Annotated in this window: 11 protein-coding genes and 1 pseudogene; 9 read left to right on the top strand and 3 right to left on the bottom strand. The window is 72.7% G+C overall.

The features are described from left to right. Window positions 1-66 precede the first annotated feature (66 nt). Both ACFZCY_RS09605 and nudC read left to right on the top strand, forming a co-directional pair. Window positions 67-1,470 carry a M20/M25/M40 family metallo-hydrolase gene (locus ACFZCY_RS09605; RefSeq protein ID WP_391170695.1) on the top strand — a complete coding sequence of 468 codons (1,404 nt, stop codon included), beginning with the start codon at window positions 67-69 and terminating at the stop codon, window positions 1,468-1,470. A 51-nt stretch (window positions 1,471-1,521) separates the two neighbouring features. Continuing rightward, the gene (nudC, locus tag ACFZCY_RS09600; protein WP_391170693.1) at window positions 1,522-2,457 is read left to right on the top strand and encodes an NAD(+) diphosphatase; all 936 of its coding nucleotides are present in this window, start codon (window positions 1,522-1,524) and stop codon (window positions 2,455-2,457) included. Between the two features lie 41 nt (window positions 2,458-2,498). Here the strand turns inward: nudC and ACFZCY_RS09595 are convergent, their stop codons facing one another. Then, window positions 2,499-2,741: a mycoredoxin gene (locus ACFZCY_RS09595; protein ID WP_037952302.1), complete on the bottom strand. Its 243-nt coding sequence runs from the start codon at window positions 2,739-2,741 to the stop codon at window positions 2,499-2,501. Window positions 2,742-2,889: 148 nt separating this feature from the next. On the opposite strand from ACFZCY_RS09595, the gene ACFZCY_RS09590 reads away from it, so the two are divergent. From ACFZCY_RS09590 to ACFZCY_RS09575, 4 genes are all read left to right on the top strand, one after another. Next, window positions 2,890-5,175, top strand: coding sequence for a UvrD-helicase domain-containing protein (locus tag ACFZCY_RS09590; RefSeq protein WP_391170690.1), 2,286 nt, complete (start codon window positions 2,890-2,892; stop codon window positions 5,173-5,175). Between the two features lie 142 nt (window positions 5,176-5,317). Next, a complete protein-coding gene (locus tag ACFZCY_RS09585) occupies window positions 5,318-5,593 on the top strand; it encodes a hypothetical protein (protein ID WP_391170688.1) in 276 nt (91 codons plus the stop codon). Window positions 5,594-5,709: 116 nt separating this feature from the next. After that, complete coding sequence (locus tag ACFZCY_RS09580) at window positions 5,710-6,075, top strand: WhiB family transcriptional regulator (protein WP_391170686.1); 366 nt, start codon at window positions 5,710-5,712, stop codon at window positions 6,073-6,075. Beyond that, on the top strand, window positions 6,072-6,323 hold the full coding sequence (locus ACFZCY_RS09575) for a hypothetical protein (RefSeq protein ID WP_391170684.1): 252 nt from the start codon (window positions 6,072-6,074) through the stop codon (window positions 6,321-6,323). The genes ACFZCY_RS09580 and ACFZCY_RS09575 overlap by 4 nt, the downstream gene beginning before the upstream one ends. 82 nt (window positions 6,324-6,405) lie before the next feature. Here ACFZCY_RS09575 and ACFZCY_RS09570 read toward each other — a convergent pair whose 3' ends face one another. Together ACFZCY_RS09570 and ACFZCY_RS09565 are read right to left on the bottom strand one after the other, a co-directional pair. Further along, window positions 6,406-7,860 (bottom strand): AarF/UbiB family protein, encoded by a 1,455-nt coding sequence (locus tag ACFZCY_RS09570; RefSeq protein WP_391170682.1) that lies wholly within the window; start codon window positions 7,858-7,860, stop codon window positions 6,406-6,408. A 75-nt stretch (window positions 7,861-7,935) separates the two neighbouring features. Beyond that, on the bottom strand, window positions 7,936-9,081 hold the full coding sequence (locus tag ACFZCY_RS09565; RefSeq protein ID WP_391170680.1) for a ThiF family adenylyltransferase: 1,146 nt from the start codon (window positions 9,079-9,081) through the stop codon (window positions 7,936-7,938). A gap of 247 nt (window positions 9,082-9,328) precedes the next feature. Here ACFZCY_RS09565 and ACFZCY_RS09560 point away from each other — a divergent pair. The 3 genes and pseudogenes from ACFZCY_RS09560 to ACFZCY_RS09550 form a co-directional block, all read left to right on the top strand. Continuing rightward, window positions 9,329-10,147 (top strand): annotated as a pseudogene (locus ACFZCY_RS09560) (IS200/IS605 family accessory protein TnpB-related protein); the annotation flags it as partial. Window positions 10,148-10,218: 71 nt separating this feature from the next. Further along, window positions 10,219-10,830, top strand: coding sequence for a YgjP-like metallopeptidase domain-containing protein (locus ACFZCY_RS09555; RefSeq protein WP_391170678.1), 612 nt, complete (start codon window positions 10,219-10,221; stop codon window positions 10,828-10,830). Between the two features lie 102 nt (window positions 10,831-10,932). Then, window positions 10,933-12,672, top strand: a complete 1,740-nt coding sequence (locus ACFZCY_RS09550) for a TerD family protein (RefSeq protein ID WP_391170676.1) — start codon at window positions 10,933-10,935, stop codon at window positions 12,670-12,672. Window positions 12,673-12,679 lie beyond the last annotated feature (7 nt).

The raw sequence follows: 12,679 nt of genomic DNA, 5'->3' as shown, positions 1-12,679 counted from the left end.
GACCGCGGATGAGCGGCCCGGAGACCGGGGCTCTCATCCTTTCGCGCGCCGGATAGGCTCACATCCATGAGCACCACCCCGGACACGGACAATGCCGTCCGCGCCTTCGTCGACGGCGAGTACGCCGCCTTCCTCGACGAGCTCGGCGCGTGGCTGCGCATACCCTCCGTATCCGCCGACCCCGCGTGCGCCGGTGACGTCCGCCGCAGCGCCCAGTGGCTCGCGTCGCACCTCACCGCGACCGGCTTCCCGGAGGTCGAGATCTGGGAGACGCCCGGTGCCCCGGCGGTGTTCGCCGCGTGGCCGTCCGGCGACCCGGAGGCCTCCACCGTGCTCGTCTACGGGCACCACGACGTCCAGCCCGCCGCCCGCGAGGACGGCTGGCACACCGACCCGTTCGACCCGGTCGTCAAGGACGGCAGGCTGTACGCGCGCGGCGCCGCCGACGACAAGGGGCAGGTCCTCTTCCACACCCTGGGGGTGCGCGCCCACCTGGCCGCGACCGGCCGCTCCGCGCCCGCCGTCAACCTCAAGCTGCTGATCGAGGGCGAGGAGGAGTCGGGCTCCCCGCACTTCCCCGAGCTGATCCGGGCGCACGCCGGCCGGCTCGCCTGCGACACCGTGATCGTCTCCGACACCGGCATGTGGTCCGAGGACACCCCGACCGTCTGCACCGGCATGCGGGGCCTCACCGACTGCCAGATCGACCTGTACGGGCCGGACCAGGACATCCACTCCGGCTCGTTCGGCGGCGCGGTGCCCAACCCGGCCACCGAGGCCGCCCGGCTGGCCGCCGCGCTGCACCACGACGACCGCACGGTGGCCGTCCCCGGCTTCTACGACGGTGTGCTGGAGCTGACCGACCGCGAGCGCGAGCTGTTCGCCGAGCTGCCCTTCGACGAGGCGGGGTGGCTGCGCACCGCGCATTCGCACGGCCTGCTCGGAGAGGCCGGGTTCACCACCCTGGAGCGGATCTGGGCCCGCCCGACCGCGGAGGTCAACGGCATCGGCGGGGGCTACCAGGGACCGGGCGGGAAGACCATCGTGCCGTCCACCGCCCAGCTCAAGCTGTCCTTCCGGCTGGTGGCCGGTCAGGACACGGAGAAGATCCAGCAGTCCGTACGGGAGTGGGTCGCCGCGTTCCTCCCGGCCGGGATCCGGCACGAGATCACCTTCTGGGGCGCGACCCGCCCCTGCCTGACCCCCTTGGACCACCCCGCCCTCCAGTCCCTGGTACGGGCCATGGGGCGGGCGTTCGACCAGAAGATCCGCTTCACCCGCGAGGGCGGATCGGGACCGGCGGCCGACCTGCGGGACGTCCTGGGCGCCCCGGTGCTCTTCCTGGGCATCTCGGTGCCGTCCGACGGCTGGCACGCGCCCAACGAGAAGGTCGAGCTGGACCTGCTCGTGAAGGGCGCCGAGACGGCCGCCCACCTCTGGGCCGATCTCGCGGAGAATGGACCCGTATAGCACTCATATGTCCGTAAACCACCCGTTTCGCAGGGGAAGTTGGAAGCAGCCGTGACCACCTGGACCGAGCGCGCCGCCACCCGGCCGATCACGCTCAGCGCCCCGAGCGGCGTCGACCGCGCGGCGCACCACCGATTGGACGAGGCATGGCTGGCCGCGGCGTGGAGCCACCCGACGACGCGGGTCTTCGTGGTCTCCGGAGGCCAGGCCCTGGTCGACGACACCCCGGACGGCCGTACCGAGCTGGTCATGACGCCGGCCTTCGAGGCCCCGCCCACCGAGACCCACCGCTACTTCCTGGGCACCGACGAGGACGGGGTGCGCTACTTCGCGCTGCAGAAGGACACCCTGCCGGGCCGCATGGACCAGTCCGCGCGCCCCGCGGGGCTGCGTGAGGCGGGCTCGCTGCTGTCCGAGCGCGACGCGGGGCTGCTGGTGCACGCGGTGGCGCTGGAGAACTGGCAGCGGCTGCACCGCTTCTGCTCCCGCTGCGGCGAGCGCACGGTGATCGCGGCGGCGGGCCACATCCGCCGCTGCCCGGCCTGTGGCGCCGAGCACTACCCGCGCACCGACCCGGCCGTGATCATGCTGGTGACGGACGAGCTGGACCGGGCGCTGCTGGGCCGTCAGGTGCACTGGCCGGAGGGGCGCTTCTCGACGCTCGCGGGCTTCGTGGAGCCGGGGGAGTCGATCGAGCAGGCGGTGGTCCGCGAGGTGGCCGAGGAGGCGGGCGTCCGGGTCGGGGAGGTCGAGTACGTCGCCAGCCAGCCCTGGCCGTTCCCGTCCAGCCTGATGCTCGGATTCATGGCCCGGGCCACGTCCTCCCTGATCCAGGTGGACGGTGAGGAGATCCACGAGGCGCGCTGGTTCTCCCGGGACGATCTGCGCACCGCGATCGAGTCCGGCGAGGTCCTGCCCCCGTCCGGCATCTCGATCGCGGCCCGCCTGATCGAGCTGTGGTACGGCGAGCCGCTGCCGCGCGGCTGACCGCCGTTTCGGGCCCGGTTTCGGGCCCGGTTTCGGACCTGTCAGGCCCCGACCTTGGCCTTCACCTGGGCGAGGGAGGGGTTCGTCAGGGTCGAACCATCGGGGAAGAGAACGGTGGGGACCGTCTGGTTGCCGCCGTTCGCCTTCTCGACGAAGGCCGCGGACTCCGGGTCCTGCTCGATGTTGATCTCGGTGTACGCGATCCCCTCGCGGTCCATCTGGCCCTTGAGCCGGCGGCAGTAGCCGCACCAGGTGGTGCTGTACATCGTCACAGTGCCGGACATCGGTCTTCGCTCTCCTCGGGGTCGTGTCGTGGTGGGCACAGGGTGAACGTTCAACCTGTGCCGCTCATTCCCGGCGTTCATATGACCGCATGGTCACGGCTGTGGACAACCGGCGCGGTGGTCCCGGGGGACCTGGCAGCATGGCGGGGTGACACCAGCAACGCACTCCACTCTCTTCCCGCAGGTCTCCACGCCCGGCGCGTACGAGGCCACGCCGCGTGACGCCGACGCGGTGCTCGAGGGGCTCGACCCCGAGCAGCGCGAGGTGGCGACGGCCCTGCACGGGGCGGTGTGTGTGCTGGCCGGGGCGGGCACCGGCAAGACCCGGGCGATCACCCACCGGATCGCCTACGGGGTCCGGGCGGGCATCCTCCAGCCCGCCAGTGTGCTGGCCGTCACCTTCACCAATCGCGCGGCGGGCGAGATGCGCGGCCGGCTGCGGCAGCTCGGCGCGGGCGGAGTGCAGGCGCGCACCTTCCATTCGGCCGCGCTGCGCCAGCTCCAGTATTTCTGGCCCAAGGCGGTCGGCGGCGAGGTGCCGCGGCTGGCCGAGCGCAAGGTGCAGCTGGTGGCCGAGGCCGCCGCGCGCTGCCGGGTCCGGCTGGACCGCAATGAGCTGCGGGATGTGACCGGCGAGATCGAATGGTCGAAGGTCACCCAGACCGTGCCCGAGGACTATCCGGCGGCGGCCGCCAAGTCCGGCCGGGAAGCCCCCCGCGACCCGGTCGAGATCGGCCGGATCTACGCTGGGTACGAGCAGCTGAAGCGCGACCGCGGCGTGATCGACTTCGAGGATGTGCTGTTGCTCACGGTCGGCGTGCTGGAGGAGCGGCCCGACATCGCGGATCAGGTGCGCCGCCAGTACCAGCACTTCGTCGTCGACGAGTACCAGGACGTCAGCCCGCTCCAGCAGCGGCTGCTGGAGCTGTGGCTCGGTGAGCGGCAGAACCTGTGCGTGGTCGGCGACGCCAGCCAGACCATCTACTCCTTCACCGGCGCCACCCCCGACCATCTGCTGGACTTCCGCACCCGGCACCCCGGCGCCACGGTGGTCAAGCTCATCCGGGACTACCGCTCCACCCCCCAGGTCGTGCACCTGGCCAACGGGCTGCTGTCCCAGGCCCGCGGCCGGGCCGCGGAGCACCGGCTGGAGCTGGTCTCGCAGCGCGACCCGGGCCCCGAGCCGGTCTACACCGCCTACGCCGACGAGCCCGCCGAGGCCGAGGCCACCGCCCGCCGGATCCGCGAGCTGATCACCCCGGCCGGGCAGGGCGGCGCCGGCGTCCCGCCCAGCCAGGTCGCGGTCCTCTACCGGGTCAACGCCCAGTCCGAGCTGTACGAGCAGGCGCTGGCGGACGCCCAGGTGCCCTATCAGCTGCGCGGCGCCGAGCGGTTCTTCGAGCGGCCCGAGGTCCGCGAGGCGGGGATGCTGCTGCGCGGCGCGGCGCGCGCCGGAAGCGCCGACCCGGTGCTGTCGGACGACGACGTGCCGTCCCAGGTGCGGGCCGTGCTCGGCACCCGCGGCTGGACGCCCGAGCCCCCCGCGGGTTCCGGAGCGGTCCGCGACCGCTGGGAGTCGCTGGCCGCCCTGGTGCGGCTCGCCGAGGACTTCGTCCGGGGCCGGCCCGGGGCCACCCTCTCCGATCTGGTGGCGGAGCTGGACGAGCGGGCGGCCGCCCAGCACGCCCCGACCGTGGAGGGTGTGACGCTCGCCTCACTCCACGCCGCCAAGGGCCTGGAGTGGGACGCGGTGTTCCTGGTGGGGCTGACCGAGGGCATGATGCCGATCACCTACGCCAAGACCGATCAGCAGATCGAGGAGGAGCGGCGGCTCCTCTATGTGGGCGTCACCCGGGCCCGCCGCCATCTGAGCCTGTCGTGGGCGCTCTCGCGGGCGCCGGGCGGCCGCGCCTCCCGCAGGCCCACCCGCTTTCTCAACGGGCTGCGGCCCGGCTCCGCGGCGCCCGCCGCCCGGATGCCCGGCGGGGGCGGCGGAATCGAGCGCGGCACCGGACCGGGCGCCCCGGTGCGCAAGCGGCGCGCCCCGGTGCACTGCCGGGTCTGCGGCAGGACGCTGACCGACGCGGGCGAGATGAAGCTGATGCGCTGCGAGGACTGCCCCTCGGAGCTGGACGAGGCGCTGTACGAGCGGCTGCGTGACTGGCGGGCCGAGCAGGCCGGACTGCTGGGCCAGCCGGCCTTTTGCGTCTTCACCGACAAGACCCTGCTCGCCATTGCCGAGGCCGTGCCGGGAACCGAATCGGAGCTGTCCGGCATCTCCGGTGTCGGAAGACGGAAACTCGGCAGGTTCGGCGCCGACGTTCTCGCGCTGTGCGCGGGCCGGGAACTGCCCTCGGCGCACGACGGTGACGAGGGCGTCGAGGGCGAGGGAACCCAACCGGGTGACCCCGCGGAAAACTCGACGAAAAAATAGTTTGCGCGCGCGGACGGCATACCCATAGCCTTCCGAGCACGGAGACAGCGGCCCTTCCGGGAACCGATGAATCCGTGTTGTACTACGTAAGTCCGGACCGGTTCCCACTGGTCCCTGAGACGCCGAGAGGAGGCGAAGACCAATGATCAGCTTCATGGAGACCATCAAAATGACCGATCGATCGGTCATCGCTGCCTGCCCGCTCGGCTCCCCGCTTCCCGGCACCGGTATGCCCGGCGCCAATGAAGCGCGTCTCAGCGAGCGCAGTGAGCGACCGATCCAGGCACCTGCGGTAGCGGCAGCGGCACGGGCATTCGCCTATGCCCTGGCGGCCAATGGTGCCGGATCCCGGACGACGCAGCAGCGCCATGACAAGTGGGCCTTCCGCAGGCTCGAACCCTGGAGTTATCCAGCCTGATTCAGGATCAGGTCGGCACCTTCCAGGGCCGCGGAACCCACACCGGGATCCGCGGTCCTTTTGATTTGCCAGCGCCCGGCCACGAGCCGGACCGAACAGACGAGGAACACACCACCGTGCAACTCAACGCACACGCCCCGTCCGCTGGGCCCGACCTGAACCGACCGCCTGACTCCTCGGAGGACCCCTTGACCACCCCGCTCACCGCCCTCACCGAACTCGATGACGCCATCGAGAGCCTGGGCGTAGCCGTCCCGTGCCGCTCCTACGACCCGGAGGTCTTCTTCGCGGAGTCGCCGGCCGACGTCGAGTACGCCAAGTCGCTGTGCCAGACCTGTCCGCTGCGCGAGGCCTGCCTCGCCGGCGCCAAAGACCGCCGCGAGCCGTGGGGCGTCTGGGGCGGCGAGCTGTTCGTCCAGGGCGTCGTCGTGGCCCGCAAGCGGCCGCGTGGCCGCCCGCGCAAGAACCCGGTCGCGGCATGAGCACCCCCGGCACCATCGATCGCCCAGCGACGCACGACCCCATGAAGCAGGTCCCGACGATGACCCCACCGGTCTCCGACACACCCACACGCCGTCACTCCGGTGCGCCCGAGTCGCGCCAGAACAGGACCCGAGAAATGCAACTCATCCCAGAAGCCCTGGCGCGTGCGCATATGCGCCTGCAGCGCCGTGCGGAGCGGGCGTCGCTCCGTGCCCGGCGGGCGCTGGCCACCGCGGTCATGTCCTGACGCGGCCACGCGCCGAGACCAAGGGCACCAAGGGATACGAGGGGCCGGTCCGATGCGGACCGGCCCTCGGCCGTTCCCGGTATCAGGCCGAGGTCTCCGCGTCCTCGACCTTCTGGCCGCCCTCGGTCTCCTCCGTCTCGCCGGTCTCGCCGGTCTCGCCGGTCTCGCCGGTCTCCTCGGTCTCGTCCGTCTCGTCCGGCTCGGCGGCGAAGCCGGTCACCCAGGCTTCGAGTTCATCCCGCAGCCGCACCGTGGCGCCCAGCTGGCACAGCACGCCGATCGTGCTCAGCGTCACCCGGTGGATCAGCAGATAGGCGGGCGGCAGATTGAGCTGGTTGCCCAGCTCGTGGACAGGTGAACTGCGATCGGCCATCCGGGCCGCCTGGCTCCGTATCCACTGCCTCTCGAAGTGGAACGCGTCGACCTGGGCCGGTTCGAGCATCGGCAGCAGGAACTCCAGCAGCGCGTCCGGATCCAGCTCGATCGTCGGCTTGACGAAGCCCTCACCCCGCATCAGGTCGTAGACCCCCGCGGCGTCACCCTCCAGCGCCATCCGCAGCGCGATGCCGATGGGCCCGGGCAGCCCGCCGGGGAGCCGGTCCACCGAGCCGAAGTCCAGGACGCCCAGCTTCCACTTCTCCGGCGGCCCGTCCGGGGCGTCCCCGGTGAGCAGCCGGAAGTTACCGGGGTGCGGATCGGCGTGCAGCAGGCCGGTGCGGGACGCCCCCGAGAACAGAAAGCGGGCCAGCAGCTGACCGGCCCGGTCACGCTGCTCGGGCCTGCCCTCGGCGATCACCTCGGAGAGCGGTATGCCCTCCAGCCATTCGGTGATCAGCACCTGATCGCTCTGGTGCACCACCTCGGGCACCACGATCTCCGTGTCCTCGGCGTACTCCGTCACATGGGCGCGCTGGGACTCGGCCTCCAGCTCGTAGTCCAGCTCCTCGGCCACCCGGTCGCGCAGCTCCGCGATCAGCGGCTTGATGTCCATGCCCGGCACCAGCGGCCCCAGCACCCGGGCGAACCGGCTCAGCTGGGCGAGGTCGGACAGCAGCGCCTCGCCCGCCCCCGGGTACTGCACCTTGACCGCGACCTCGCGCCCGTCGTGCCAGACCGCCCGGTGCACCTGCCCGATCGAGGCGGCCGCCGCCGGTTTGTCCTCGAACTCCAGGAACAGCTCCTGCCAGTCCGGGCCGAGCCGCTCCTCCAGCGCCGCGTGGACCGTACTGGTGGGCATGGGCGGCGCGGCCTCCTGGAGCTTGGTGAGGGCCGCCCGGTAGGGCTTCGCGATCTCCTCGGGCAGCGCCGATTCGAAGACCGACATCGCCTGCCCGAGCTTCATCGCCCCGCCCTTGAGCTCGCCGAGGACCTTGAACATCTGCTCGGCGGTGCGCTGCTGCATCTCGCGAGCGACGATCTCCGCCGGTCGCCCTCCTATCCGCTTCCCCAGCCCCCAGGTGGCGCGCCCCGCGAATCCCAAGGGCAGCGCCGCCAGTTTGGCGGTGCGGGTGATCGCCTTGCGCGGCAGATCGGACATGCGCCCTCCAAGTACAGCTGAGCCATCCCGGGAGGCAGCCTCCCGGACCCCCGTCGCCCACTCCGCGGACGTCGGTCACCCGCACATTGTGGCGTGCGGTCTCTCCGCGGCCGAGGCGTATACCGCATCATCCCGCCCGGCCGCTCCGCACTCGCATCCGGGATGCGCCTCGACGCGCTCGGCCTGCCAGGAGAGGGCCGGCAGCGCCAGCTCCCAGCGGGCCGCCGGGGCACCCCCGGACGGTCCGCCGTCGAGGAAGGCCAGCGCCCGGGAGGCGGTGAGCCCGGCCACCACCGTGGCCAGCGCCGTGTCACAGGCGGGTGCGGATCCACGGCGGCCGGAGCGCCACTGGGCCAGCATCCGCGGCCACACCGGCTCCCGCTCGGCGCGGACCGCCGCGGCGCAGCCCGCGCAGGGTGTGAGGCCCGGCAGGACAAGAGGCCCTACCACCCCCGTGGCCTCGATCACGCCCGCGTACAGATGAGGGGTGCCGGAGGCGAGCAGCGGCCCGGCCGCCGAGGGGTCCGGTGCGTACGCCGCGAGCCCGTCGCGCGGGGCGATCACCACCAGGGCCAGCCCCGGCTCCCCGCCGGCCGGGGGCTCCCCGGCCCGCGGGCGCGGCCGCGGGCCCGGCGCCGTCCGGCGCACCAGCCGACGGGCGGCCACCTCCCGCCGCTCCCCGATCTGCTCGGCGGACAGCCCGCCGGGCGCCACGTCCCACGGCTCGACACAGCCTCCGTCCACCACATCGACCTGCCCGACCCCCGAGGCGGACAGCGCCGCGGCGACCGCCGACCCGACCCGCCCCGCACCGCGCACCTGCACCCGCGTCGCCCGCCGCGCGGCGAGCAGCCGCGCCGCCGCCCCCGGCTCCGGATGCAGCACCGACAGCCCCGCCGAGTCCGGCCGCAGCCGGTCGAGGGCCGGGCCGGGGCCGCTCGCCGCGGCGGCAAGGGGGCCGCCGGGTCTCGTATCGTCCAGCAGCCCGGCCGCCGTCAGCCGGTCCAGCAGCTCATCGGCCCGCCCCTCCGGCAGCCCGAGGGCCTGGGCCTCCTGCCGCAGCAGGGGCAGCCCGCGGGTGCCGTCGAGCAGCTCCAGGAAGCTGCCCGTCGCCGTGTCCAGTGGGCCCACCACCACCGCATGCGCCCGGGCCACCCCGAACTGCACCGTGTCCCGGCTCCGCCAGCCGCGCCGCAGCGCGGGCTTGAGCATGGGATGCATCGCCGCCCCCTTCGTCGATGTGCCGCATCGCCTCGTCGAACGATTCACAGCATGCGCCCCGCCGCCCACCCGCCGCCGAAAGTTATCCACAGGCTGTGTTGATAGTCGTACAAGCCATGCACGCCGAGGGGGCGGGGAGCTGCTGTCGGTTGAAAGCGCTTGAGTGCGCTTGGGCGTGCGCGAGTGAGCATCGGCGACCGCTCGGCGAGCCTTGGGGCGATGGGAAGGCCACCCATGATCAGTGGGCGCTGGCCGCATCCACTACGACGTGGCCCGGGACCGCTGGTACCTGACCGCCTCCTGGCAGCCCCCACCGGTCAGGACGGTGCCTTTGGAGGCTGTCCGGTCCGGCGGGCTGATCGGAGTGGACACCAACGCCGGCCACCTTGCCGCCTGGCGTCTGGACACCCACGGCAACCCGGTCGGTGAACCGCGCAGGTTCGACTACGACCTGTCCGGCAGTGCACCGCACCGGGATGCGCAGGTGCGTCACGCCCTCATCCGCCTTCTGCACTGGGCCAAACGCCACAGGCCGGCAATCGCAATCGAGGACCTGGACTTCGCAGCGGAGAAGACACGCGAGAAGCACGGCCGCAGGAAGCGCTTCCGCAAGCTGATCTCCGGCTTACCCACCGCCAAGCTGCGGGCCCGGCTGGTGTCGATGGCCGCCGAGCTTGGCATCACCGTCGTCGCCGTGGACCCGGCCTATACCAGCCGCTGGGGCGCCCAGCACTGGCAAAAGCCCCTCACCAGCAAGACCAGGAAGACCACTCGCCATCACGCGGCAGCGGTGGCGATCGGCAGGCGCGCCCTGGGGCACCCGATCCGGCGACGGACGGCACCGCCCCCGCACGGCCAGAGCGATCGTGCGGGGCATCGGACCGTCCAGGCCACATCGGGCACCCCGGGGCGTGAGGAAACCCGCCCCCGCATTCCCGGACCACGGACACGATCCGTCGGCGCCGGACGTGAAGCGAAAGCGGGCGACCAGGGTGCTCACAACCGTTCGGAGCACCCGGCCGAGCACGAGTCCTGGCACCAGGGCTCCCTCCCGCTCAGTCACTAAGAACGGTGGTTCGCCCCGCAACCGCGTGCGAGGGCAGGACTTCCCCGGCTGCCAGCGGGTAACGTCGGGGCGTGCCCGCCGATCCTTCCCCGCGCACCGCCCCGATCCCGACGAGCCCGCCGAGTACGCCAAGCCCGCAGAACCGAGGCTCGGGCACGAGCGCGGTCGAGGTCCGCCGGAGTTCGCGCCGGCGCAGGACCGTCTCCGCGTACCGCGAGGGCGACCGCACCATCGTCCTCATCCCCGCCCGGATGTCGGAGGCGGAGGAACAGCGCTGGGTCGGGGTCATGCTGGAGAAGCTCGCCGCGCAGGAGAGCAAGCGGATGCTGGGCGATACGGAGCTGGCGGCGCGCGCGGAGTGGCTGTCGGAGCAGTATCTGGGCGGCCGGGCCCGGCCCGCCTCGGTCCGCTGGGTCACCAACCAGAACACCCGCTGGGGGTCCTGCACCCCGGCCGAGGGCAGCATCCGGCTCTCCCACCGGCTCAAGGGCATGCCGGAGTACGTGGTGGACTACGTCCTCGTCCATGAGCTGGCCCATCTGCTGGTGCCCGGTCACGGCCGCCGCTTCTGGGAGCTTTTGGAGGCGTATCCGCGCACCGAGCGCGCCCGGGGCTATCTGGAGGGTGTGGTGGCCGCCGGGCGGCTGCCGCATCTGACGGGTGCCGAAACGGAATCCGGCTGAGGAACCGCACCGCGCTCCCCGGCGTCGTTCAGAGTCGGCGGCAGCGGCTAGCCTGGCGCGCAATGCACTCACCGGTTTCGGGATGGGGGACGGTCGTTACGTATGGCCAGGGAATTCCAGCGCGGCCACAAGGCCAAGATCAGCGATCTGACCGCCGGGAGGGATCTGTACGTCGGTGTGCAGATCGCCGGGCCGGGGCTGTCCTTCGACATCAGCTGCTTCGGCCTCGACGCGGACGAACGGCTGTCGGACGACCGCTACTTCATCTTCTTCAATCAGCCCAAATCACCTGAAGAAGCGATACAGCAGCTCGGCGCGCAGGCCGGTGACACCGAGTCGTTCCGGGTCACGCTCGACAGCATTCCGCCGACCATCCAGAAGCTCTCCTTCACCGCGACCCTCGACGGCGCGGGCCAGATGTCGCAGATCGGACCCGGCTACATCCGGATCGTCGCGGGCGGCGAGGAGGTGGCCCGGTACTCCTTCAACGGAACGGAGTTCAGCACCGAGCGCGCGGTGATGCTGGGCGACTTCTACCTCAAGGACGTCTGGCGCTTCGCCGCCGTCGGCCAGGGCTTCGACGGCGGACTCGAGGCACTGCTCAAGAACTTCGGCGGCGAGGTCGCCGAGGAGGAGCCCGCGCCCGTGCCCGCGCCGGCGCCCGCGCAGGGTGGTGCGCCCGGTTTCGCGCCCCCCGGCCAGGCGGCCCCCGCCCCGGGCTTCGCGGCCCCGCCCGCACCGCAGCCGCAGCAGCCCGCCCCGGCCCCCGGCTTCGGCGCGCCCCAGGGCACGCCGCCCCAGGGCACGCCGCCCCAGGGCACCCCGCCGCAGGGCACGCCGCCCCAGGGCACGCCGCCCCAGGGCACCCCTCAGCAGCCCCCGGCCCCGCAGCCCGCACCGGGCGCACCGCAGGTGCACGCGGCGCCCACGCTCGCCGCGCCGATCGTGCCGCCGGGTCAGGCGCCGCCGCCCGGCCCGGTGCCGCCTCCGGGCCCGCCCGGCCAGCCGTACCCCGGCCAGCAGCCGCAGTTCGGCCAGCCGCCGGGGCAGGCGCCGCCCGCCCCGTACGGCCAGCAGCCTCCCGGCCAGGGCCAGCCGTACCCCGGCCAGCCCGCCCCGTACGGCCGGCCCCAGGGCGCGACCGCCCCCCAGGGCGTGGCCGCCGCTCCCCAGGGCGGGGCCCCCGGGGTGCAGGCCGCGCTCGCCGAGTACCGCGAGTCGGCCACCGGTCAGCGCTGGACGCCGCAGAACCCGCGGATGACGCGGGTCGACCTCGGCGTCGACGGTCAGCCGGTGCTCGCCCGCCAGGGCAGCATGGTGCTCTACCAGGGGAAGGTCGACTTCAGCTACAAGGGCGCGGGTGCCCGCGGCCGGATCGTCGGCAACGCGACCGGCCAGGAGATGCAGCTGATGCGCTGCACCGGCCAGGGCCAGGTCTTCCTCGCGGAGAACGCCGCCGAGCTGCACCCGATCGAGCTGCAGGGCGACGCGATCTGCGTCTCCGCCGAGAACGTGCTCGCCTTCGACGAATCGCTGCAGCACGAGGTGCGCCGGATCGAGGGCCACGGCATCCCCGGGGGCGCGCTGTTCACGATGCAGTTCCAGGGCAACGGCACGGTCGTCGTGAAGACCCAGGGCACCCCGGTGGTGCTCCCCGTCACCCCGACGACCTTCGCCGACAGCAACGCCATCGTGGCCTGGTCCGCCGGTTCCCAGGTGATCATCTCCAGCCAGGTGCGGCTGCGCCGCAGCGCCTACCCCGGCCACAGCGGGGAGACCGTGAACCTCCAGTTCCGCGGTGCGCCCGGCAACTTCATCGTCGTCCAGCCCTACGAGGTCTGAGGGAGCC

The sequence above is a fragment of the Streptomyces sp. NPDC007983 genome, assembly GCF_042958345.1.
Taxonomy (GTDB): Bacteria; Actinomycetota; Actinomycetes; order Streptomycetales; family Streptomycetaceae; genus Streptomyces.
The sequence above is the reverse complement of the archived record's forward strand: the minus strand, read 5'-3'. Positions and strand labels throughout refer to the sequence as shown.

Coding starts and splice junctions, on each gene's coding strand:
- ACFZCY_RS09575 (WP_391170684.1), top strand. CDS start 6,072: ATGAGCACCCCCGGCACCATCGATCGCCCAGCGACGCACGACCCCATG.
- ACFZCY_RS09550 (WP_391170676.1), top strand. CDS start 10,933: ATGGCCAGGGAATTCCAGCGCGGCCACAAGGCCAAGATCAGCGATCTG.
- ACFZCY_RS09570 (WP_391170682.1), bottom strand. CDS start 7,860: ATGTCCGATCTGCCGCGCAAGGCGATCACCCGCACCGCCAAACTGGCG.
- ACFZCY_RS09595 (WP_037952302.1), bottom strand. CDS start 2,741: ATGTCCGGCACTGTGACGATGTACAGCACCACCTGGTGCGGCTACTGC.
- ACFZCY_RS09565 (WP_391170680.1), bottom strand. CDS start 9,081: ATGCATCCCATGCTCAAGCCCGCGCTGCGGCGCGGCTGGCGGAGCCGG.
- ACFZCY_RS09605 (WP_391170695.1), top strand. CDS start 67: ATGAGCACCACCCCGGACACGGACAATGCCGTCCGCGCCTTCGTCGAC.
- ACFZCY_RS09585 (WP_391170688.1), top strand. CDS start 5,318: ATGATCAGCTTCATGGAGACCATCAAAATGACCGATCGATCGGTCATC.